Source organism: Actinoplanes sandaracinus (genome assembly GCF_030009775.1).
GTDB lineage: Bacteria > Actinomycetota > Actinomycetes > Mycobacteriales > Micromonosporaceae > Actinoplanes > Actinoplanes sandaracinus.
This window is the reverse complement of the sequence record NZ_JASCTH010000005.1, coordinates 195,466-217,449: the sequence shown is the minus strand read 5'-3', so window position 1 is coordinate 217,449 and position 21,984 is coordinate 195,466. Positions and strand designations below refer to the sequence as shown.

The 21,984-nt window shown below is 70.3% G+C and carries 23 protein-coding genes; 12 read left to right on the top strand and 11 right to left on the bottom strand.

Features of this window, described 5'->3' with window-relative positions; translation table 11 throughout:
• Nucleotides 1-8: 8 nt before the first annotated feature.
• On the bottom strand, nt 9-860 hold the full coding sequence (locus QLQ12_RS09705) for a phosphotransferase (protein ID WP_282758770.1): 852 nt from the start codon (nt 858-860) through the stop codon (nt 9-11).
• 173 nt (nt 861-1,033) lie between these two features.
• Here QLQ12_RS09705 and QLQ12_RS09700 point away from each other — a divergent pair, with 173 nt between their 5' ends.
• From QLQ12_RS09700 to QLQ12_RS09675, 6 genes are all read left to right on the top strand, one after another.
• A complete protein-coding gene (locus QLQ12_RS09700; RefSeq protein WP_282758768.1) occupies nt 1,034-2,470 on the top strand; it encodes a cellulose binding domain-containing protein in 1,437 nt (478 codons plus the stop codon).
• 33 nt (nt 2,471-2,503) lie between these two features.
• The gene (nadE, locus tag QLQ12_RS09695; RefSeq protein ID WP_282758766.1) at nt 2,504-3,343 is read left to right on the top strand and encodes an ammonia-dependent NAD(+) synthetase; all 840 of its coding nucleotides are present in this window, start codon (nt 2,504-2,506) and stop codon (nt 3,341-3,343) included.
• 119 nt (nt 3,344-3,462) lie between these two features.
• Nucleotides 3,463-4,389, top strand: a complete 927-nt coding sequence (locus QLQ12_RS09690) for a DUF1295 domain-containing protein (RefSeq protein ID WP_282758765.1) — start codon at nt 3,463-3,465, stop codon at nt 4,387-4,389.
• Between the two features lie 108 nt (nt 4,390-4,497).
• Complete coding sequence (locus QLQ12_RS09685) at nt 4,498-5,385, top strand: class I SAM-dependent methyltransferase (protein ID WP_282758763.1); 888 nt, start codon at nt 4,498-4,500, stop codon at nt 5,383-5,385.
• A 292-nt stretch (nt 5,386-5,677) separates the two neighbouring features.
• Complete coding sequence (locus tag QLQ12_RS09680) at nt 5,678-6,877, top strand: FxsB family cyclophane-forming radical SAM/SPASM peptide maturase (protein WP_282758762.1); 1,200 nt, start codon at nt 5,678-5,680, stop codon at nt 6,875-6,877.
• A 108-nt stretch (nt 6,878-6,985) separates the two neighbouring features.
• Nucleotides 6,986-7,606 carry a DedA family protein gene (locus QLQ12_RS09675; protein WP_282758761.1) on the top strand — a complete coding sequence of 207 codons (621 nt, stop codon included), beginning with the start codon at nt 6,986-6,988 and terminating at the stop codon, nt 7,604-7,606.
• 144 nt (nt 7,607-7,750) lie between these two features.
• Here QLQ12_RS09675 and QLQ12_RS09670 read toward each other — a convergent pair whose 3' ends face one another.
• From QLQ12_RS09670 to QLQ12_RS09660, 3 genes are all read right to left on the bottom strand, one after another.
• Complete coding sequence (locus QLQ12_RS09670) at nt 7,751-8,254, bottom strand: MBL fold metallo-hydrolase (protein WP_282758759.1); 504 nt, start codon at nt 8,252-8,254, stop codon at nt 7,751-7,753.
• Nucleotides 8,251-8,880, bottom strand: coding sequence for a DsbA family protein (locus QLQ12_RS09665; protein WP_282758757.1), 630 nt, complete (start codon nt 8,878-8,880; stop codon nt 8,251-8,253). Before QLQ12_RS09665 ends, QLQ12_RS09670 begins: the two co-directional genes overlap by 4 nt.
• Nucleotides 8,881-8,952: 72 nt before the next feature.
• A complete protein-coding gene (locus QLQ12_RS09660) occupies nt 8,953-9,447 on the bottom strand; it encodes a MarR family winged helix-turn-helix transcriptional regulator (RefSeq protein ID WP_282758756.1) in 495 nt (164 codons plus the stop codon).
• 130 nt (nt 9,448-9,577) lie between these two features.
• Here QLQ12_RS09660 and QLQ12_RS09655 point away from each other — a divergent pair, with 130 nt between their 5' ends.
• The 3 genes from QLQ12_RS09655 to QLQ12_RS09645 all read left to right on the top strand — a co-directional run bounded on the left by QLQ12_RS09655 (nt 9,578) and on the right by QLQ12_RS09645 (nt 11,737).
• On the top strand, nt 9,578-10,237 hold the full coding sequence (locus QLQ12_RS09655; RefSeq protein WP_282758754.1) for a DUF402 domain-containing protein: 660 nt from the start codon (nt 9,578-9,580) through the stop codon (nt 10,235-10,237).
• A gap of 77 nt (nt 10,238-10,314) precedes the next feature.
• The gene (locus QLQ12_RS09650; RefSeq protein WP_282758753.1) at nt 10,315-10,944 is read left to right on the top strand and encodes a class I SAM-dependent DNA methyltransferase; all 630 of its coding nucleotides are present in this window, start codon (nt 10,315-10,317) and stop codon (nt 10,942-10,944) included.
• Between the two features lie 73 nt (nt 10,945-11,017).
• A complete protein-coding gene (locus tag QLQ12_RS09645; protein WP_282758752.1) occupies nt 11,018-11,737 on the top strand; it encodes an SDR family NAD(P)-dependent oxidoreductase in 720 nt (239 codons plus the stop codon).
• Between the two features lie 13 nt (nt 11,738-11,750).
• On the opposite strand, the gene QLQ12_RS09640 is transcribed toward QLQ12_RS09645, so the two are convergent.
• Both QLQ12_RS09640 and QLQ12_RS09635 read right to left on the bottom strand, forming a co-directional pair.
• Nucleotides 11,751-12,896 carry a PQQ-dependent sugar dehydrogenase gene (locus QLQ12_RS09640; protein ID WP_282758751.1) on the bottom strand — a complete coding sequence of 382 codons (1,146 nt, stop codon included), beginning with the start codon at nt 12,894-12,896 and terminating at the stop codon, nt 11,751-11,753.
• A gap of 257 nt (nt 12,897-13,153) precedes the next feature.
• Nucleotides 13,154-13,627, bottom strand: a complete 474-nt coding sequence (locus tag QLQ12_RS09635; RefSeq protein ID WP_282758750.1) for a MarR family winged helix-turn-helix transcriptional regulator — start codon at nt 13,625-13,627, stop codon at nt 13,154-13,156.
• A gap of 428 nt (nt 13,628-14,055) precedes the next feature.
• Here QLQ12_RS09635 and QLQ12_RS09630 point away from each other — a divergent pair, with 428 nt between their 5' ends.
• Complete coding sequence (locus QLQ12_RS09630) at nt 14,056-15,171, top strand: glycosyltransferase family 39 protein (RefSeq protein ID WP_282758749.1); 1,116 nt, start codon at nt 14,056-14,058, stop codon at nt 15,169-15,171.
• A 75-nt stretch (nt 15,172-15,246) separates the two neighbouring features.
• Here the strand turns inward: QLQ12_RS09630 and QLQ12_RS09625 are convergent, their stop codons facing one another.
• Both QLQ12_RS09625 and QLQ12_RS09620 read right to left on the bottom strand, forming a co-directional pair.
• On the bottom strand, nt 15,247-15,687 hold the full coding sequence (locus QLQ12_RS09625; RefSeq protein WP_282758748.1) for a hypothetical protein: 441 nt from the start codon (nt 15,685-15,687) through the stop codon (nt 15,247-15,249).
• A 324-nt stretch (nt 15,688-16,011) separates the two neighbouring features.
• On the bottom strand, nt 16,012-16,359 hold the full coding sequence (locus tag QLQ12_RS09620) for a hypothetical protein (RefSeq protein WP_282758746.1): 348 nt from the start codon (nt 16,357-16,359) through the stop codon (nt 16,012-16,014).
• A 342-nt stretch (nt 16,360-16,701) separates the two neighbouring features.
• On the opposite strand from QLQ12_RS09620, the gene QLQ12_RS09615 reads away from it, so the two are divergent.
• Both QLQ12_RS09615 and QLQ12_RS09610 read left to right on the top strand, forming a co-directional pair.
• Nucleotides 16,702-17,703 (top strand): heme-binding protein, encoded by a 1,002-nt coding sequence (locus tag QLQ12_RS09615; protein WP_282758745.1) that lies wholly within the window; start codon nt 16,702-16,704, stop codon nt 17,701-17,703.
• A gap of 59 nt (nt 17,704-17,762) precedes the next feature.
• A complete protein-coding gene (locus tag QLQ12_RS09610; protein ID WP_282758743.1) occupies nt 17,763-18,026 on the top strand; it encodes a hypothetical protein in 264 nt (87 codons plus the stop codon).
• A gap of 44 nt (nt 18,027-18,070) precedes the next feature.
• Here QLQ12_RS09610 and QLQ12_RS09605 read toward each other — a convergent pair whose 3' ends face one another.
• From QLQ12_RS09605 to QLQ12_RS09595, 3 genes are read right to left on the bottom strand one after another with little or no spacing between them, the layout of a single operon-like run.
• Entirely contained in the window at nt 18,071-18,610 is a 540-nt protein-coding gene (locus tag QLQ12_RS09605) for an alpha/beta hydrolase (protein WP_282758742.1), read from the bottom strand.
• Between the two features lie 55 nt (nt 18,611-18,665).
• Nucleotides 18,666-21,455, bottom strand: a complete 2,790-nt coding sequence (locus QLQ12_RS09600) for a tetratricopeptide repeat protein (RefSeq protein ID WP_282758741.1) — start codon at nt 21,453-21,455, stop codon at nt 18,666-18,668.
• Between the two features lie 12 nt (nt 21,456-21,467).
• Nucleotides 21,468-21,773 (bottom strand): trypco2 family protein, encoded by a 306-nt coding sequence (locus QLQ12_RS09595; protein ID WP_282758740.1) that lies wholly within the window; start codon nt 21,771-21,773, stop codon nt 21,468-21,470.
• Nucleotides 21,774-21,984 lie beyond the last annotated feature (211 nt).

Below are 21,984 nucleotides of genomic sequence, written 5' to 3'. Positions count from 1 at the left end.
ACGCTCGCTCAGCGGGCCGGCCCGCGCCCGCGCAGCAGCTCCAGCATCCGGCGGCCGTGCCGCTCGAACGACTCGGCGCCATGGCTGCGCGCCCACAGGACAGTCGTCAGGGCGCCGACGGCGCCGATACAGGCCAGCGCCCGTTCCTCGCCGTCGGAGAGCGTCCTGCCGTACCCGTCGAAGAACGCCTCTCGCAGGTCGGGGCGGTGCCGCCACTCCTGGTACCACATCCGCTCGAAGTCGCGGAGTTGGACGTCGCGTTTCGACTTGCCGAAGTCGATGACGCGGACCGTGGCGCCGGCGTCGGTGAGCCAGTTTCGTGGCTGGTAGTCGTTGTGGATGGGGCCGCTGCGCACATCGGGCATCGTCTCCAGCAACCTGATCTGGGCGCGCACGAAGTCGAGGTCCGCCGCGTCCACCACACCGGGCACCCGCTGGATCCATCGATCGACGCTGTCGGCCGCGCGGGCCGGATAGCCGGCGTCGGCGGTCGCCGGCTCCGCCTCGTGCAGGGGGCGCAGCAGACGGCTGGCCTGGTGGAACTCCGCGGCCGTCGACGCGCTCCCGGCCCGGCCCGGCAGCTTGTCCATGACCATCACCGAGCTGCCGGGCACGGTGGCGATCAGCCGTGGCGCCATGCCCTCGCCCAGCCGCGGCGCCCACTCGCGCAGTGCCCGCACCTCCCGGGTGAAGGCCTCGGGGACTCGCACCTGCTTGACGATCCACGGGGTGCCGCCGGCGTCGAGAACCTCGGCCACCGTCGCCTCGCGATGCGGCCACGAGTGGTCGTGGCGCAGTGTGAGCGGGGTGCTCAGCTCGCTCGCGGCGAGACCGACCACCACGTGCAGCGGATCGAGCATCCGGTCCTCCATGGACCCCGTCTCCGCCGGCCGCGGGCACGGATCCAGGCTATCCTCCTAGGATGCTTTAGGGGTGGTGTGGTGGGTGGCTAAGCCATTGATTCTTATCACTGGGTGGGTATGATCGGCTTCGGGAGCGCTCCCACTCCCGCCTTCACAAAGGAGCGGCCAGCATGAACCGCCCACGCCCGCACCGGCTCGCCGTCCTCGGCGCCGTCGTCCTCGCCACCGGGGCGATGTCCGTGCCCGGCGCCGCGACCGCCGCCGCCGAGGTCTCCGCCGCGACATGCGCCGCCGCCTACCGCACGGCCGGCAGCTGGAACGGCGGCTTCCACGGCGAAGTGACGGTGACCAACAGCGGCGCCGCCACCATCGACGGCTGGAAGGTGACGATGACCCTGCCGGCGGGAGCCACGGTCGGCTCGCTCTGGAACGGCGTCCACACCGGCGCCACGGGCACGGTGACGGTGACCGACGCCGGCTACAACGGCACGCTCGGCGCCGGGAGATCCGTCACCTTCGGCTTCGTCGCGACCGGAAGCGGGACCGGGACGACCGTCTCCTGCGCCACCGGCACGACCACGCCGCCGGACGGCGTCCTGGACCACGCGCACACCGTCGGCCGGGTTCAGGAACAGGGCGGCGGCGTACGGTACACCTGGCCCGGCACCTACTTCGAGGGCCGTTTCCAGGGCTCCGGCATCGGGATCGTCCTCGACGACGCCGTCAACGACTACGACGTCCAGATCGACGGCAACGCCCCGGTCACCCTCGTCAAGCCGGGCCGGACCACCCACTGGATCAACGGTCTGGCCAATGGTGAGCACACCGTGCGCCTCGCCAAACGCACGGAGAGCCCCTGGTCGGCCGGGCAGTTCGGCGGATTCGTCGCGGGCCCCGGTGGCCGCCTTCTCGGCGAACCCGCCGCCCGCGGCCGGCAGATCGAGTTCATCGGCGACTCCTGGACCGCCGGGTACGGCAACATGTCGGCGGTCCGTGACTGCACCGGCACCGGCGGCGTCGACCGCAACACCAACGCCGACCGGAGCTTCGGCGCCCTCGCCGCGCGCGGCCTCGGCGCCGATTACCAGATCAACGCCTGGTCCGGCATGGGCATGGTCCGCAACTACAACGGCGGGAACGCGGGCACGAACTACCGCACCTACTACGACCGCACCCTGCAGGCTGTCGACACCGCGGTGTGGCAGCGCCCGGCCTGGTGGAAGCCGCAGGTCGTCGTGATCGGCCTGGGTATCAACGATTTCTCCACCGCGCTCAACCCGGGCGAGCCGTGGGCGGACACCGGGGCGCTGGCAGCCGACTACCGCAACGCCTACCAGGAGTTCCTCGCCAAGCTCCGGGACCGGTACGGCCCGGACACCCACCTGGTGCTGACCTATCCCGACCTGAACACCGCCCTGACCACGTCGATCGAGCAGCTCGTCGCCGAGCGCAACGCCGCCGGCGACGACGCGGTGCACTCGCTGAACTACGGCAGCGCCCTCGGGCTCGACCTGCTCGGCTGCGACTGGCATCCGTCACTGCGCGACCACGGGATCCTCGCCGGGAGCGTCACGTCCTTCGTCAAGGGGCTGCCGCTGAACTGGTGAGGTGCTCCGCAACGGCGCCGGTACAGTACTCGGGTGGCGAATCTACGGGATGTGATCCTCGCTGAGCTCGGTGTCAAGCCGGCCGTCGAACCCAAGGTCGAGATCCGGGAGCGGGTGGATTTCCTCAAGGACTACCTGCGGTCGACCCCGGCCAAGGGCTTCGTGCTGGGCGTCAGCGGCGGTCAGGACAGCACCCTGACCGGCCGGTTGTGCCAGCTCGCGGCGGAGGAGCTGCGTGCCGAGGGGCGCGAGGCCACGTTCGTCGCGGTGCGGTTGCCCTACGGCCGGCAGGCCGACGAGCAGGACGCGCAGATCGCGCTGGCCTTCATCCGCCCGGACCGGTCGGTGGAGGTGAACGTCAAGCCGGGCGCGGACGCCGTGTCCGCCGAGGTGGCGCGGGCGTCGGGGGAGCTGTTCGACGGCGAGGCCGGGCTGCGCGACTTCGTTCGCGGCAACATCAAGGCCCGGGAACGCATGGTGATCCAGTACGCGATCGCCGGCCAGCTGAGTCTCCTCGTCGCGGGCACCGACCACGCCGCTGAGGCGGTGACGGGATTCTTCACCAAGTACGGCGACGGCGGTGTGGACATCACCCCGCTGACCGGGTTGACCAAGCGGCAGGGCGCCGCGCTGCTGCGGGAGCTGGGGGCGCCGTCGAGCACCTGGGAGAAGGTGCCGACGGCCGACCTCGAGGACGACCGGCCCGCCCTGCCCGACGAGGTGGCGCTCGGCCTGTCCTACCGGGAGATCGACGACTACCTGGAAGGCGCCGACGTCGCGCCCGAGGTGGCGGCGAAAGTGGAGGCGGCCTATCTGGCGACACGGCACAAGCGGGTCGTTCCCGTCACTCCGCTCGACACCTGGTGGCGTTGACCTCGGGGGCAGGTCTTCGGCACCCCGGTCATCGGGAGGGTGATCCGCGGTGGGGTGGGGGATTGGTCCGAGTTGGCAGGTCGCTTTCGCGGCGGTGATCCGGGCCTACCCTCTGTCCTATGTCAACCGGTGGCGGTGCCTATCAGGTGGGCCGTGGCCTGGCGGCCGGTTCGCGGCCCGTCGGGTTCGCCGTCGTCACGGTCGGCTACGTCGCCGCCGGCCTTGCCGCGTGGGCCGTGGCCGCCGCCGTGCGCGGTCCGCATCCGCTGCTGGTCACGTTCTACGCCGATCTCGTCGCCACCGTCGTGGTGTTCGCGGTCAGCGTGGCGGTGGCCAACGCGAGCGTCTACGACCCGTACTGGAGTGTCGCCCCGCCGGTGATCGTGGCCGCGTGGGTGCTGGGGGCGCCCGGCGACGTCACGGGGCGGCAGGCGGCGGTGTTGGCGCTGGTGGTGGCATGGGCGGTTCGGCTGACCGCCAACTGGGCGTCGTCGTGGCGGGGGCTGAGCCACGAGGACTGGCGTTACGTGCGGTTGCGGGAGCAGCGGCCGGGCCGGCTGCCGTGGTGGCTGATCAACCTGACCGGCGTCCAGGTGATGCCGACGCTCGTGGTGTTCGGGGGTCTGCTCGCGGTGTGGCCCGCGGTGGCGGTGGCCGGCAGGCCGTGGGGGCCGTTGGACGTGGCCGCGGTGGTGGTGACCGGCGCGGCCGTGGTGATCGAGGCGACCGCGGACCGGCAGTTGCGCCGGTTCACCCGCGATCCCGCCCATCGGGGCCGGATCATCGACCGAGGTCTGTGGCGGTACTCGCGGCACCCGAACTATCTGGGTGAGATCACGTTCTGGTGGGGGATGTGGCTGTTCGGGGTGGCCGCGGCGCCGGACTGGTGGTGGACGGTCCTCGGCCCGGTCGTGATGGTGCTGTTGTTCGTGTTCGTCAGCGTTCCGATGATGGACCAGCGGTCTCTGGCGCGCCGCCCGGCGTACGCGGAGCACATGCGCCGGGTTCCGGCCCTGCTGCCTTGGCCGGCCGGGCGTGGACGGTGACCGGTGAGATGCCGGGGATGCGATCTTCCGGTGCGTGGGTTTCCGGGCGGCTGGTCACGGTCGGCTAGCTTGTTGATCAAGCGAGTCGGCGGAAGGACACCGGAACCAGTGACAACGACAGCCTTCGACGAACACGAGCGCGCGCACTGGGCCGGGCGGGCGGCGGCGTACCAGGGCAGCTTTGCCGCCCTCTGTGCCCACCCGGCCGGGGCGCTGCTGGACGCCGCCGGTGTCGTCGCCGGTGACCGGCTGCTCGACGTCGGCACCGGGACCGGCACCGTCGCCGCCCTGGCGTGTTCCCGCGGCGCCCGGGTCGTGGCCGTCGACGCCGAGCCGAGCATGCTCGAACTGGCGCGCGGCCGGGCTCCCGCCGCCGAGTTCCACCACACGGCGCTGCCCGAGCTGCCGTTCCCCGGCGGCGCCTTCGACGCGGCGGTGGCCAACTTCGTCCTGAACCATGTCGGCGACCCGGCCGCCGCCGTCCGGGAGTTGTGCCGCGTCGTGCGTCCCGGCGGCCGTATCGCCGTGACGATCTGGCCCCACCCCGCGCCGCCGGCCCAGCGGCTCTGGACCACTATCTTCGAGGCCGCCGGGGTCGAGCGCCCCACGGATCTGCCCAGGGTCGCGCCGGATCGAGACTTCCCCCGCACCCGTGACGGGCTGGCCGGTCTGCTGGATCAGCCGGGACTGACCGGCGTCAGGTGCGACATCCTGACCTGGACCCATCACACCGACGCCGAGTCGTGGTGGAGCGGCCCGGCCAACGGTCTCGGTTTACCGGGAGTGCTGATGGGACGCCAGGACCCGGCCACCGTCGGCCGTATCCGGGACCAGTACGACCGGCACACCACCGGCTACCGTGACGCGCAGGGCCGGCTGGCGCTTCCCACCGCTGCCCTGCTCGCGTCCGGGTGTGTCGCTGACCGCCAAGACCAGCTTCGTGGTGGTCGGGTCGAGTGGCGAGGCGCGGTTCACGGGGACCCCGAGTCGGCGTGACAGTGGTGCTGGGAACGCGCTCCCGGCGGCACGTATGGTGTTTCTCGGGTTCCGGCTGACCGGTCGTGGTTTTTCCAAGCCCGGCCGTGAGCCGACAGAGCAGTATCGATCGCATGGTGGTTCGGCAAAGGCGCCGTGACTTTCGTGATGGCTGCGTCCGCGACACGGGAGGGCGACTGATGACAACCGCTGCCGATCATCTGGCCGGCGGCGACGGCAGGGACGCCGGGCCAGTTGATTCGACCGCGCATGAACCGGCCGGCCGGCTCGCTCTCGCCGGCGGCGGGTCCGGGTGACCGGCGACCCGCCGTGGCCGCACCGACTTCTCCATGTCGAGCACCTGCGGGCGGCGGGCTGGCGACCGACGCCGTTGCGCGAGTTCATTCTCAAGGTGCATCAGCGCTGCAATCTGGCCTGTGACTACTGCTACGTCTACGAACTCGCGGACCAGAGCTGGCGGGACCGGCCACGGGTGATGGCCCCGCAGACGTGGCGTGCCGCCTTCGCCCGCATCGCCGACCACGTTCGCCTTCACCGGCTGGGCGATGTCTCGATCGTTCTGCACGGCGGTGAGCCTCTGCTCGCCGGTCCTCGCATGCTCTCCGCCCTGATCCGGGACTTGCGCTCGGAGTTGGACGGCTTGTGTCGCGTCCAGATCGGGATGCAGACCAACGGGCTGCTGCTCGACGGTCCGGTTCTGGACCTGCTGCACGCCGAACATGTGCGCATCGGGGTGAGCCTGGACGGCTCCGCGGCCGACCACGACCGCCGCCGGCGCCGTCGTGACGGCACCGGCAGCGCCTCGGGCGTTCACGCGGCGCTGACCAGGCTCGGATCGGCCGCGTATCGCTCGTCCTATGCCGGTGTCCTGTGCACGGTGGACCCTCGCACGGATCCGGTCGCCACCTATGAGGCGCTGCTCGCGTACGCCCCGCCGGCCATCGATCTCCTGCTGCCGCACGCCAACTGGTCGGTGCCGCCGACCGGCCCGGTGGCGGGCTACGGCGACTGGCTGATCGCGATGTTCGACCGGTGGTACGACGCCGAGCATTGCGAGACGAGCGTGCGCCTTTTCGAGGAGGCGATGAGTCTGGTTCTCGGTGGCGCGAGCCGGTCGGAGCAGTTGGGCACGAGTCCGGCCGCCTTCGCGGTGATCGAGTCCGACGGGGCGATCGAACAGGTGGACGCCCTGAAATCGGCTTATCCGGGCGCCTGCGCGACCGGCCGGCACGTCGACACCGACTCCTTCGACGACGTATTGACGCATCCCGGCATCGTGGCGCGTCAGATCGGCGTTTCCGCGCTGTCGGAGATCTGCCGGAAGTGTCCGGTCAACAACGTCTGCGGGGGCGGCCATTACGCCCATCGATATCGGGCCGGCTCGGGATTCCGGAACCCGTCCGTGTACTGCGTGGCCCTTCAGCGATTCATCGGTCACGTGCGCCGTCGCGTCGCGAGCGGGTTGGCCGTGACCAGGGCGGGAGGAGAATGATGGTCGGAGGGGGTGGGGTTGGCACCACCATGGACCGGCGTGCTGGCACCATAGAGCGGCGTCTCGCTGATCCGTACGGTCGAGAGACCGGAGCGGGAAGGAGACGGCGTGCTGGAACACCTGATGTCGGTGCTGTGCTCGCCGTGGCTCTACCTGATCGTGGCGGTGGCGGTGGCCGTCGACGGGGTCGTTCCGGTCGTGCCGTCCGAAGCGCTGGTGATCAGCCTGGGCGCGATGTCCGCGACCGGCTCGCCCCACCTGCTGGCTCTGGGCGCGGCCGTGGTGGTCGGCGGGGTCGCCGGTGACCGGGCGGCCTACCTGCTGGGCCGCAAGGCCGGTGCCCGGGCGACCGCCGGCAAGGTCGCGGTGGCCAGGGCGAAAGCGGAGCGGGCACTGCTGCGATATGGGGGAGCGGCGCTCCTGATCGGCCGGTTCCTTCCGTACGGGCGCACCGCCTCCACCATGACGTCCGGCTCGGTGTCGTTGCCGGTGGGCCGGTTCCACCTGTTCAGCATGTTGGCGAGCGTGTGCTGGGCGGTCTACACGATCGGCCTGGGCCGCCTGGCGGGCGCGACGTTCGCCGGCTCACCACTGTTGGGCGCGGCGTTCGGGCTCCTGCTGGGCACGATCCTGGCCGGTGTGTGCGCGATCGTCGAGAAACGGCGCGGGGCCGCGGCGGTCGTGCCCGGCCACGAGCCGGTGGCGGCACATCACAGCCTGTCGTCGTGAAGTCCTCGACGCCCGGTGAGGTGTCCGGCCGGTCACGGCGCGCCGGCCCGGGTGAGGCCGATCAGCCCCAGGTCATCTCGCCGGTGGCGACCTTGGCCCCGATCTGGGCGGCGATCAGCAGGCCGTGGTCGGGGAAACGGCTGGTCAGGGCCTGAGTGAGGGTGGCGCTGTCGGCGGCTTTGGCCAGTTCCTCCTCGAAGGCGAGCAGGTAATCGCGGGCAGCTGCGGTGAGCCGCCCTTGAGCTCGAACCGGTGGCCCTCCAGCGTGAGGTCGCCGGTGAACGGGGTGATGTCGACGAGCCGGGTGGGCAGGTTGGGGCCGACGGTCGCCCACGCTTTCAGTTTCTTGTCGTACGAGCGGTGGATGTGCTCGATGACCGGCGGTGTCGCGACGATCGTGGCGTCGCCGAAGGTGTCGGCGAGGACTTCGGCGCCGAAGTAGAAGTCCGGGTCGCCGTGGCTGATGACGATGGTGGTGAGTCGCTTGCCGGAGTCCAGGACGGCGGCGGCGAGGCGGTGGCCGTCGGCGCGGGTGAAACCGGCGTCGACGAGCAGGGCGTCGGTCTCGCCGGTGACCAGGGTGGCGGTCTTGTTCCTGCTGCCGACGGGGAAGTCGAGGTCGAAGACGTGGAAGTCGAGGGTGCTCACGGGAGTCTCCTGGAGTGGGTGAGGGCGGCCAGGCGTGCCTCGATCTGGGCGGCGCTCGCGTGGCCGTACGCGAGGGGGGTGGTGGTGTCGCCGTGCGCGGCGAGAAGCGTGGGGAAGCCGACGACGCCGAGCCGCGCGGAGCGCTGAAAGTCCGCCGCCGCGGCGGCCGCCGACCGGGGGTGCGTGAACGCTGCCGCGACCGCTTGCGCGTCGAGGCCGGTCCGGGTGGCGACCGTCCGGTAGGTGGCGGGGTCGGACAGGCTGAGGCCGTCGATGTAGAAGGCGTGCTGCAGGGCGACGGCCAGGTCGGCCGCCCGGAGCGGCGCCGCCTCGCGCAGCGCGGCGACCCCGCGGGCGGCGGCCTCGGAGTCCATGACGAACGAGCCGTCGGCGATGAGCCGCTCGTAGGCGGCGCCGAACTCGGCGCCGGTCGCCTCGGCGATCTGGGCGTTGGCGCCCTGGAGGTAACCGAACTCGCGGACCGGGACCCGGCGGGCGCCGGTGAACAGGCCGCCCGAGACGACCTCCACCGGCAGGCCGGGGTGACGTGCGGTGAGCTGCCGCAGAGTCGCCGAGAAGCCGTGGGACCAGCCGCAGTAGGCGTCGAAAACGTAGATGAGGCGCATGACCCGTTCACCCTCCAACGATTTACCTGACGAAACAGTAACTGAGATGTCAGATAAGTCGAAGGGTGACGTCTATCGCAGGCGCGGAACCTCCTTCTCCACCGCGCGGCTCAGCACGCGCACGTCCTCGGCGAAACGGTCCCAGTGCTCGGCCGGAAGCCGGTCCGCCAGCAGGCGCCGCAGGTTGTCGCGGTGCAGCCGGGTGGCGCGCACCGCGGTCTGCTCACCCAGCGGAGTCAACCGGACCAGGCGCCCGCGCCGGTCACCCGGATCTTCGGCCCGCTCCACCAGCCCGGCGGCCTCCATGCGGTCGATCAGGCGGGTCACCCCACCGGTGGTCAGCACCTGCGCGCGGCCGATCGCCGACATCGACAGCCCCGGACCGCCGGCCCGGCCCAGGATGAGCAGCACCTCGTACATCAGGTGGCTGATCCCGCACTCCTGCTCGAGCGCCCGGCCCACCAGGTACTCCAGGCGGTTCGCCACTCCCAGCAGCCGCCCGAACGTCACCACCAGGCCGTCCTCGGCCGCCTGCCGTGCCGAGCCGACCTCCCCGTCACCGTCCACGAACCGCACCCTCACCCTGCCTGGCCGCCATCACCCGCCGACCATAACGGCCCCCGCCCACCCCGGCCGGAGCGGCAGTCCACGCCGCGGGCGCGCTCGGGCGGTGGCGATCGATCGCTACGGTCCGGCCATGCCGTTCCTCCCGGGCCAGATTCTGCTGCGCAGGTGCTTCCGAGCCACCCGGTACACGTTCGTGAAACCGATGCGGGTGGTCCGGGACGACGCGGCGGGCCTCCTGCTCTGGATGCCGGCCGGCAGCGAATTCGCTGTTCTCGTCGACGCCGACGGCAGGACGCTGCACGACCTTCCCCAGGACGAGATGCGGCAGCCACGCCTGGTGCCCAAGGTGTGGCGCGACCACGACATCCTGGTGCTGATGCCACCCGATGCCTGGCACTCCGTCTGGTGGTTCGTCAAGCAGGGCCGCTTCGTCGGCTGGTACGTGAACCTGGAAACGCCCTTCACTCGGCGGGCCGACGGCGTCGACACCACTGATCTGGTGCTGGACATCTGGGTTACGCCGGACCGCCGCTGGCAGTGGAAGGACGAGGAGGAACTGGCCGCCCGCACCGGCCGGCCACTGTACTTCGACGGCTCCACGGCCGCCGCGATCCGAGCCGAGGGCGAGCGGCTCATCACGCTCGCCGAAGCCGGTGAATTTCCCTTCGACGGCGCCCACCTCGATTTCCAGCCGGATCCGGCGTGGCCGTCGATGCGCCTGCCCGCCGGGTGGGAGTCGGCGAGGCCACCCGCCCGGCGGTCCGAAGACCTGAGCCCGCACCGGACCTGAGATCGGCCCGGCCTTGCCGATCACCGTCGCGACGGCTGAGATGAAGACGGAGAGCGCACGGTCCGAAGGGGAGCCTCATGACGGAAGAGCCACAGCAGATCGTCGCACGAGGCTACGATGCCGTCGCCCACAGTTACGCCGCGTTGGAGCGGGACGCCCCGTGGCCCCGCCTGGCCTGGCTCGACGATCTGCTCACGCGGCTGCCGGACGCGGCGCACGTGCTCGACCTCGGCTGCGGCAACGGCCTGCCGGCGGGTGAGCGCATCGCCCGCCGGCACCGGCTCACCGGAGTGGACGTCTCCGCCCGGCAGATCGAGCTGGCGCGGGCGAACGTTCCCGGCGGGGAGTTCAGCACCGGCGACATCCTGCGCCTGCGGCACCCGGACGGAACCTTCGCGGCGGTGACGGCCTTCTACACCTTCGACCACCTGCCGCGCGAACGGCTGCCGGAGATGTTCCAGCTCATCCACGGGTGGCTGGCGGCCTCGGGATATCTGCTGTGCTGCGTGGAGATCGAGGATCAGCCGGGCACGGTGGCGAACTGGCTCGGCGCGCCGATGTACTTCAGCTCGTACGACCCGGACACCACCCGGGCACTGCTCACCGGCGCCGGGTTCGAGATCGTCCGCGACGCGATCGAGAAGCAGACGGAAGGCGGTCACGAGGTCGGCTACCTCTGGTTGCTCGCTCGGAAGTGTCCGGAATGATCGGCGGAGACGGAGCGCCCTGAGCGTCGCCGGCCGTGACACCGCGGCGTGGCAGGGGCGGCGGAAGGAAGCCATGGCACGCATCTTCATCACCGGCTCGGCGGACGGCCTGGGCCGGGCGGCCGCGCAGACCCTGCTCGGCGGCGGGCACGACGTCATCGTCCACGCCCGCGGCGCCGAGCGGCTCACCGCGGTGAAAGACCTCATCGACCAGGGCGCGTCGGCCGTCACCGGGGACCTGGCCGACCTCGACCAGACGCGGTCGATCGCCGACCAGGTCAACCGGCTCGGCGGATGCGACGCGGTGATCCACAACGCGGGCGTCTACACCGGTCCGCTGATCATGGCGGTCAACGTCGTCGCCCCGTACCTGCTGACCGTCCTGGTCGAAGGCCCCCGGCGGCTCGTCTATCTCAGCAGCAGCATGCACCTCGGCGGACGGCCCGACGTCGCCGGCCTGGGCGGGAACGGCCAGGCGGCGGGGTCGTACTCCGACAGCAAACTGTTCGTCACCGCCCTCGCCCTGGCGGTCGCCCGGATCCGGCCCGACGTCCGCAGCAACGCCGTCGACCCCGGCTGGGTGCCCACGAAGATGGGCGGGCCCGGCGCCCCGGACGATCTCCGGCTCGGGCATCTCACCCAGGAGTGGCTCGTCACCAGCGACGAGCCCGAGGCGCTCACCAGCGGCGGGTACTGGCACCACCAGCAGCGGCGGGACCCGCATCCGGCGGCCCGGGACCGCCGTTTCCAGGACGCGCTCCTCGCCGCGCTGGCGGCCCACGTCGCTGGCTGAGCGGGCCCGGCGCCTACCGGGCGGGGAACCGCAGGAGCCGGTCGTCGCCGTCGCGTACGTCGCCTCGGCCGTCGGTGTTCGAGGTGGTGAGCCAGAGGGCGCCGTCCGGGGCCACCTCGACGGTGCGCAGCCGGCCGTACGCCCCGGTGAGCCGGGCCGTGGGCGTGCCGAGCCGGTCGCCGTCGAGCGGCGCTGTCCACAGCCGCTCGCCGCGCAGTCCGGCGACGTAGACCGTGCCCGCGGTGATCGCCATGCCGGACGGTGACGCCTCCCGAACCGGCCAGGTGACCAGGGGATTGGTGAATCTGCCGCCCTGGGTGCCGCCCTCGCCCTCGACCTGGGGCCAGCCGTAGTTGGCTCCGGCGCGGATCAGGTTGACCTCGTCGAGGTCGTTCTGACCGAACTCGGTGGCGAACAGCCGGCCCTCGGGGTCCCAGTCCAGGCCCTGGACGTTGCGGTGGCCGAGGCTGTAGACGGGCGAATCCGCGGCCGGGTTGCCGGGCGCCGGATCGCCGTCCGGGGTGATCCTGAGGATCTTGCCGTTGGGGCTGGCCGGGTCCTGCGAACTGGCGGTGTTGCCGGCGTCGCCGGTGCCGACGTAGAGCATGCCGTCCGGCCCGAAGGCGATCCGCCCGCCGTTGTGGAAGCTCGCCTTCGCGATCCCGTCGAAGACCACCTCCTGGCCGCCGCCGTCGAGCCGGAACCGGACGACGCGGTTGTCGTTCGCCGCGGTCAGGTAGGCGTACACCAGATTGTCGGTGGCGAAGCCGGGGGAGACCGCGAGACCCAGCAGGCCGCCCTCGCCGCCGCTGTCCACGCCGGCGACCTGGCGCATCAGCGCCGGCCGGCCGCCCGGGGCCAGGCGCAGCACCCGGCCGGTGTCACGCTCGGCGATCAGGGCTTCGCCTCCCGGCAGGAAGGCCAGCCCCCACGGTACGTCGATGCCGCGCGCCATCTCCTCAGGCGACGCCAGGTCGGGCGCCGCCGACGGCGAGCTCCGCGCGGTGCTCGTCGCAACGCCGGCCGGGCCGGAGGCGACGCCGCCGGCCGGTGTGGACGCGGCAGCCCCGCCGGCCGGCGCGGCGGCGGGACTGCCGCAGGCGGCGACTCCGGCCGCGAGCACGATCACCAGTGCTGACCGGACCGAGGTGTGGCGCATGCTTCTCCTTCGACAACGTGGGCTCCGCGAATCGACGCGACACCGTGGCCCGCGGAACGCCACCGACATGTGGGCTCATAGGAACGACACCGCGAAAGGCTAGAAGGTTCCACGGAAGCCGCGATGTGTTCACGGCGTTCGCCGCACCGACGAGCCCTGCTCGCTCAGGCCCGCTTCGACGGCGCCAGGGCCGCCACCTCCTGAAACCACACCGCACCCGCTTCACGCTCACCGGGCCGTCCGGCTGGGCCGGACTTTCAGCGGGCGGCGGATTCGAGGTTCGAAATCATCCGGCGGATGACCTTGAGCGCCGCGACATACTCCTCGTCCGGGACGCCCTCATGAATCTGCGCCCGCACCTCGGTCACGAGCGCCCTGATCCGGCGCTGAGCGGCTCGCCCGTCGTCGGTCAGACCCAGCCGCCCGGCGTTGTCCGCGGCGATCCAGCCTCGGTGCAGGAGTTGATCGACGGCACGAGGCACGTCGTGCGGCGTGTCGGCGACGTCTTCCAGGTGCGTCGTGACCTCGTCGCGGGTGAGCCCGCCGCCGGCGTCCACCCGGGTGAGCGTCCACCACTGTGGCTGGGTGACGTCGATGGTGGCCATCGCGTCACGAAGCCGTGTGACGACAGCCCTGTGCACGGCGCCACTCCAGTAACCGATCGGCTGCGCGGCGAGGGCGTCCTCCGCGACGGACGGATCAGCGGTCGCGGGCACGGAACCGGAATTCATGTGGTCAACTCCCTCTGAGCGCCGACGATGCCGGTCATCGTAGCCGCCGGCCGACGACGGCCCGGATGGTGCGAGCGGTCTGCCACACCGTCCCGGGGCGGACAGGGCCGGCTCGGGCTTGCGGGGGCAGTGTCGCCGTTGCGGGACCACGAGCTCGTACCGATGCGATAGCCTCTTGCGGCGGTATCGATCGATGGAATTATCGGCTGTTCCCGGGAGCGCTCCCGGGCCCTCGCCGGCCCCGGAACAGAAAGGACACTCCCATTTCGCACGTCGCCCCGACCCGCGCGGAGGACGACACTCCGGCAACGGAGCCCGCGGACCGGGCGAACCACGGCGGGCCGCTGTCCCGGCTCCGCGGCGCAGCCTTCTCCGCGGCTCCCGCGATCGGGCTGTACCTGCTGCTGCGCGCGCTCAGCCTCGAGGTCATGTACGTTCTCGGGGCCTTCGCGCACGCCCGTGACCCGGGCCGCCAGGTCTACCCGGACGGCTCGATCAACAACCAGTGGCGGGGCTTCACCTCGTACTTGGACGCGCTGGTGTCGTGGGACGCGCGGTGGTACGTGAAGATCGCCGGCAGCGGTCTGGGCGGTCCCGTCGGCGCGGTCGACGCCGACGGCGTGCCGTACGAGCTGCGCCTGATGTTCTTCCCCCTCTACCCGTGGCTGGCCCGTCCGCTGACGTACCTGCCGTTCATCTCGCCCGTCACGGCCTGCCTGATCGTCTCGTTCGTGTCGGCCGTCGCCGCCGCCTGGGGCATGTACGCCATCGGCCGCCATCTGCACGGCCACCGGGTCGGCGTCATGCTCGCCGCCGTGTGGGCCGTCGCGCCCGCCGCCATGACACAGAACGGCGCGTTCACCGAATCGCTGTTCACCGCGCTGGCCGCCTGGGCGCTGTACGCCGTACTCAAGGAACGCTGGCTGATCGCCGGCATCCTGGCGGGGGTGAGCGGCCTCAGCAGACCGACCGCGGCCGCCCTGATCGGCACCGTGGGCCTGGCCGCCCTGATCGCCGCCGTCTCCCGGCGCGGCGGCTGGCGGCCGTACGCCGCGATGCTGCTCGCCCCGGCGGGCCTTCTGGCCTACCTCGCCTGGGCGTCCGCCCGGCTGGGCGGCCTGTCGCGGTACTTCAGCGTCCACGACAGCACGTTCGGCGCGCGTTGGGACTACGGCGAGAACCTCTGGGGAATGGTCACCGACATCGTGATCGGGGTCGACGACGACAACGCCGCCAAACCGATCCGGGTCCTGTCCCTGCTCATCCTCGCCGGGTTCGTCGTGCTGCTCCTGCTGACGGTCCGCCGCGCGCCGTGGCAGCTGACCCTCTTCGCGCTCGTGACGCTGATCCTGTCCACCGGGTCGCGCGCGCACATGTCGATGACCGGGCGGCATCTGCTGCCCGCGTTCCCGGTGCTTCTCGTGCCGGCCATCCTGCTGGCTCGCGCTTCCAAGCGCGATCTCATCGTGGTGCTCGGCACGATGGCGCTGCTCTCCGGCTGGTACGCGGGCTGGCTGCCGTTCATCTCCGGCCAGGCGATCTGACGCTCGCCTCGGCGGGCTGGCTGCCGTTCGGCTCCGGCCAGGCGAGCTGACCGGAGACCGTGCCGTGCGGCCGGGTCAGCGCCGGCCGGTGGCCAGCGCTACCAGGAACTGGCCGCTGCCCGGGTCGACGCTCGCGGTCACCGGCAGTCCGGGCGCGAGCCGGGAGAACCGGTCCACCAGCCAGTCCGCCGCCTCCTGGGCGTCCTTCCGGCTCGGGCAGCGGGCGACGAGCTCACGGCCGCCTTTGCGCTCGAGGCGCTCGGCGACGGCGATCAGCGGCGCGGGCTCCACCACGTGCAGGCGGTCCGGCCAGGCGATGACCACCTTGACCGCGCCCTTGCGGGTGTTGCAGGCGCGGTGCGCGAGCCGCTCGGCGACCTTGGCCTTCCGGTCGGCGGTGCGGCTGTCGACGCTGGGGCCACGCGGGTCGTTCACCGGCATGTCGGCGTCGACCGGCTCGTCGCACACCCAGCATCGCCAGCCGTCGCGCTTCGCCACCTCTTCAAGAGAACTCACCCGGACAACCTAGCCTGCCCCACCCCCGGGCGGGCGCGGCTCGTCGGGGCGGGGCGGGAATCTGCGACCGTCCACAGTGCTGCGGCCGGGTCGGTGAGCGGTACCGCGCCTTCACCGAGGAGGATCCGGCCGCGCGGTTCGAGCGGATCGTCGCCCGGCTGCGCGAAGAGCCGCTCGTGTTCGCATTCCCGGACGAGGGACCGAGGCGCATGCCGCCGGTCGTCGCCCCGCTGCCGGGTTCGTTCCCGGCGGGCGCGCGCTGACGGACGGACGCGGTCACGGTGGGGTGGCCGATCCGGCCACCCCACCGTTGGTTCCGCGCTGTTACCAGCGGATCCCGATTTTCAAGGTGTGCAGGCCCTGATCGGGAGTGACCTGAGCGGTGTACCTGCCGGCGGGCGCGTTGGCGCAACTCCACGAACGCACCGGGCCGTGCTGAGGAAAGTCCTTACTGCAGCGGTAACCGATCGGGCCGGTGAGGATCCAGCGTCCCGTTCCCCTGGCGGACGCGTCGGCGTCGACCGAAATCGTTCCTCCGGGGAATCCGGAGGCCGACACCTTGCAGATGCTGGCGCTGTGGCAGACGGCGCTGTTGCCGGCGGCCAGTGCCGGTGACGCCAGAAGCGCGGTGACCCCGGTGAGGGCCAGGCCCACCACCGCTACTCGTCCCATCGATCTACGCATGTTGCCCCCGTTGCTGCTGTCGACCCACGTCGTGATGGAAGGAATGCTGCCTCCGGACCCCGGAGGCACTCACGACTGTCTACATGCCGCAGTGGTCGCGAGACAGTGGTTGTGATCTTCACCACGGGCCTTTTGTTCCGGTCTCGCGGGCCCGGCACCGCCGCAGCGCCGACGTCGCCACCCGGACGTGAACGCCGGGACTCGCCGTCCGTCGAATCTTTCCGCGAGTCGCGTATCAAATAATCGCGAACTCGCTCTAATGAAAGAGAGCCGGATCCGCCCGGCCGCTATATGAATGCGTTTCTCAACGCCGTGGAAAGGCTGCCGCTTGTGATTGGCCGTGCGAATATCGAACGTCTCGAACGCGAAGGACGGCACCTGGAGGCCGCGCGAACCGGAGACCCGGATCTCGGCCCCTTCGAGCTGCTGCCCGGCACGTGGGCGAACAAGCCCCACCTACCCGGACGTGGCTGGAACATGATCGCTCTGCCGTTCTCCCTCGCGGCCGGCCAGAACGGGCCGCCCTACCGCCTGCTCGTCAACCAGTTCAACGAGGAGCTCAAGTTCCAGCTGGTCGACAAGGCCGTACCCAACCGCGGGGTCGATCTCAGCGTGCCGGCCAACACCGACCAGCTGATCGTGACGATCGACTATGAGCAGGCCATCGCGCAGACCGCCGCCGACGACTTCCCGCGGAGCGGGCTGGCCGGCCCGCCGGACCTCGCGATCCACCACGAACCCGGGCTGCTGCTCAACATGACCAACCGGACCGACGGCGGCCCCACCATCGCCCGCCTGGCCACCATCCCGCACGGCGACGCGGCCCTCGCCCTGGGTAACTGCCGGGTCGACGCCGGAGCGCCGGTGATCCCGACGGTGAACTCGCTGCCCATCGGCGTCAACCAGGACCTCCAGAACAATCCGTACCTGGCGCCGTACCTGCACTTCCACCAGAACCCGTTCGAGGGCCTGTTCGACCCCACCGATCCGACGGCGCTGCTCAAGGCGGCGAATCAGGGCGTGAACATCAAGCAGACCACCGTTCTCGAGTTCGACACCACCGTCGAGCACGGCGGCATCAACAACATCCCGTTCATCGTCAAGCAGGCCAACGCCTCGGAGATGAAGGCGACGTTCTTCATTCAGGAGATCGAGGACGAGGAGGGCCACACCAAACTTCGCCTGCAGTACGTCCAGGTCGTCCAGCTCGACTTCTTCGCGCGCACGGACGGCGGTCCCGGCCGCATCAAGTGGCCGCACGTCAGCATCAACACCATGGAGAAGGTCTCAGACCAGGTGAACACCGCGTCGTACGCCCGGATGCCCAGCTGACCGGCCGCGCCGGCGCTGCCGGTGCGCGGGAGTGGAGTGCGCTTGCGACGATGGCGGACGTGGATGACGAAGCCGATGGCAGCCGGTACCGCCGGTTGCCGCCACGCGTACCCCCGACCGGTACCGAGCACGACGTGTCGCCGCCGTCGCCGATGTCGGAGGTGAAGTACGTCAGCGGTCTTTCGCCGGCGGGCAGCGTGCAGGCGTACGAGCAGCTGGCGGAGTACGTGACCACCACGCCGCGAGGCAGCTGGCGACGGGCCGCGATCCTGGTCGTCCTAGGGTTGGGACTGCTCACGCTGGCGCTGCGACAGGTGATGTGACGAAGGCAGGAGGCCTGCGGGCCTCCTGCCCCCGCGCACCGCTATCACGGGAGCCGGGACAGGAATTCCTCGATCGCCGTGCCGACGTCGCCGAGGGCGTGCGTGTAGGCCCGTAGTGGCCCGGGCGGACGCAAGCCGTGATCGCCGCCGGTGATGGCGACGACCTTCTTGCCCGTTGCCGCGGCGATGTCGGGGAGCCAGCTGGGGTCGCTGGTCCCCCCGACGAGAAGCGCCGGCGCCGGGTTTCGGCCGATCGCCTCGGCGATGACCTCGATATGCAGAAGCGGCGTGAGCCAGATCGCCGGGAGCTGCCGCTCGGCCGCGAGGATGGCGGCGTGGGTGCCGAGCGACTTCGCGATGATCACGGGCCGTGTGGTGGGGGCCGAGTTCGCCAACCGGTGAAGCGCCGCGGAGACGTGCGCTCGGACGAATGGTTCCGGCCCGATGTCCAGAAGGCCGTCCGGGACCGTCCAATTCACCGTCTCCACTGGCATGTCGCGGTCGGACAGCGCCGCACCGGCGAGGTCGAGCAGAGGGGCCTGCGGACCGTAACCGCGCCCGGGGACGATGACTCCAGCGATCATCCGGCGACTATAGCGATGGACGGTGGTGACTCTCGTTCCATGCCCCGAGGCACACTCAACGTAGGTTGCGCAGATCGGCGCCGAGTTCCTCGATCAGGTGTTTGATGTCCAGCGCCTCAGCGCCCTGCAACGCCTGCTCCAGATAGTCCTCAGCGGCATCGCGGTCTCCCGCGTCGCGGGCGATCCATCCCAGCCGGCGAAGACAGTCCACACGCGCCCCGAGATCTCCGGTCTGCTCCGCATGCTCCAGCGCTTGCGTCATGTGGCCGATAGCCTCCGGGTACTGGCCGGCCACCTGCAGCGCTCGCGCGAGATGTTTGTGTGCCCACGCGGCCTCGGCGGGGTCGTCCAGGCTGAGACTCAGCTCGACCGCGAGTTCGCCTCGCTCGACGGCTTGTGCCGTGCGCCCCAGGCTGAGGTAGCCGTCGACGTAGTGTCCCGAGACCCAGACCCGGGCCGCGTTGTCCGACCGTTCCGTGTAGATCTCGTCCACGCGGTCGTAGTGGTCGACGGCGTCCTCGCCCCGTCCCTGTTCCAGTGCGAAGTCACCTCGGTGCACGCCGATCCAGGTCTGCTTGGCCACGTCGCCGGCTGCGGCTGCCAGGCCTTCGGCCCGCTCGTAGAGATCGTCTACTCCCTCCGGGTCACCGCTATGGCGGCGCGCTTCGGCGAGGTGGACCATCATGGCGACCGCCTGGGCCACGAACTGTCCCTGTTCGGCCGCTTCGATGCCCGCCCGAGCCACCTCGGCGTATTCACGAAAGCGACCCCGATACGCGAGCGGCGGACGCAGGCGTGCCGCCAGACCGTAAACGGTCTCCCAATCCTGCGCCGCGGAGGCCGCGACCAGGGTTGCCTTGATGTTGGCTTCTTCGATGTCGAACCAGTCGAGGGCCGCCGGAGAGAGGCGTTCTCCTTCGGAGGTCAGCTCGCTGTCCCAGCGGGCGGCCTCCTCGGCGTAATACCGCCTCCACCGTTCTTGGACGTCGGCGATGGCTGCCGGGCTTTCCTCGGCTCGGGCCACGTCGCTACCGAACAACCGAACCAGGTCATGCATGCGATATCGATCTCCACGCACGTGCTCCAGGAGATGAGCGTCCATGAGTTCCGACAGGGCGGCGATCGCTTCGACGCCAGAGGTGTCCGTAGCCATGGTGACCAGGGCCCGGGAGAGGTCGGGTACGCCGAGAAGGCAGATGCGCCGGAAGAAGGAGGCCGTGGAGGGGGTCAGGTGACGGTAGGAGACGAAGATGGTCGCATGCACGCTGCGCCCCTTTCGACTGAATCTATCTAGCCTTGTCTCTTCCTCCGCTATCGTGCCAGCAATCTCCTTGAGGGACATCCGCGCACCAGCCGGGCTGATGGCGAACGCGCTGAGCAGCCGGATAGCGAGGGGAAGGCCACCGGTGGCGGCCAGGATCGTCCTCGCGGCCTCCGGCTCGGCGGCAACGCGTTCCTGGCCGAGGAGACTGACGAGGAAGGGTAACGACGCGCCTTCACTCCACGGCTTCAGCAGAACGTGAACCGCGCCGTCGAGGTCGGACAGGGTTGTTCGGCTGGTAGCGATCAGGACGCTGCCCGGCCGTCGAGGAGCGAACCTGAGGACGTCCTGCTCGCTTGCCGGGTCGTCGACGATCACCAGGCTCGGACCCGCGTCGATCATGCTGAGATAGAGGTCGTTCAGGTCGTCGGGGTGACCACTCGCCTGCCGGAGTCTATCGTCGCTGACGCCGAAGGCGCGGAGAACGCGTTGTTGATGGCGGGTGACGGTGGCCTCGTCGGCCTCCTTCCCATGGAGGCGCACCACGATCCGTGCATGGTGGAATCTGTCGTCGAGCTCATGCGCGACGTGCGTGGCCAGTGTGGTCTTACCCACCCCCGCCATTCCGGCGATCACCACGACAGGCCGACCACCGAGCGCGAGCTCACCGAGCACGGCATCCGTGAGTTGTCGTAGGCTCGCGGTATGCCCCGTGAAATCCGATAGGGGCGGATCGACGTCGATATCGACGCTGCGGCGCTGTACGGGTAGTCGCGTTTCCGACGGAACACGGGAAAGGCGAGTGGCGTCGGAAACGCCAAGGAGGGACCAGACGTGGCGTGCCGACTGACCGAAGGCGGTGTCGATGTTCACGATGGGCGCGACGGTCAAAGCGGCCGCACCACGACTCAGTGGATGTTCGACGACGAGTCCGATGACACCTTCCCCCCAAGCCGGGTCCTTGACAATCACAGCGGCGCCGGACATGCCGCTCCAGGGTGACGATCGGCTGTCGATCCCTTTACCCTCAGACCTTTTTCCGGAGGACGACGGGTAGAAACCGCCCGTTCGCTGCGATCGATAAGACTCATCCGGCCGGTCGTCGCCGACGAGCAGGGTCAGTAGCTGGCTCTTGAGGTTGGACCCGGAGCTGATCGACCCATTCACCTGGACGCTTTCTCGCCGGATTCGATCACTGCCGTCCGCGGCCTTCTCGAGCACCTCCACGCCGAACCGCGGAAAGCCTACGGCCTTGCATTGGGAGATCTGGTTCAGATGGACCCGGTCGACCGCATAGAACTCCACTGTGGGCGCGATCCGCCGAAAGCTCGGATCATCGATCTGCAGTACCGCAATGTCCGTTTCAGTCTTGTCGTCGCCGGCGGCGAGCGCCCGGGCATCGTATTCGGCTTTGCCGCTGCGTACCGTCAGTCGGCAGGCCGACCCTCCCAGATTGTGCGCTGCGGTGAGCACGAGGGCGCCAGACACCAGAAGCCCGGAGCCATGCCGGTAGTGGGTGGATCCGCCGTCGCTCCACTCGGCGAACACCTCGACGATTTGGTCGCTCGTGACACGTGCACCCATGGCCGGACTCGATCATTCGCCCTTGACGTCGGAACTACCGAAGATCTTGACCGGCTGACCGGTTCCATCGACCGGAGGCTCGAGCGTCACCGTGACGGTGTGCACCTGTTCACGACTGAGGGAGCCGGCGGCGCCGGCCTCGACGACCCAGAATTTCACTCCGGCATTGGTTTCAGCCTCCCGGGTGACCGTTACTTGAAACTCAACCGTGATCGCACCGACCGGGAAGTGGAATTGTTCATGCTCCGCCGCGGCGACGGCATGGGCGAGTTCCTGGCGGAGAGCCGCCACCGTCGAAGCCAGCTCGAGCCCGACCATAGATTTCTCCTCGTTCGCGAAACTCAGGGGGCCGTCGGAGCTTAGAGTCCCATCTCATTGCAGCCAGTCGTGAATCCAACATCTCAAGCTCAACTCATCCACCCGAACGGGTTACTCCATCCGCGGGAAGCCGTCTGCGGTGGAGCCGCCTCTCCGCAAGGGCGTCATTCCATGCCTATCATGCGGATCGCGGGATGAACGTCCGCCCCTC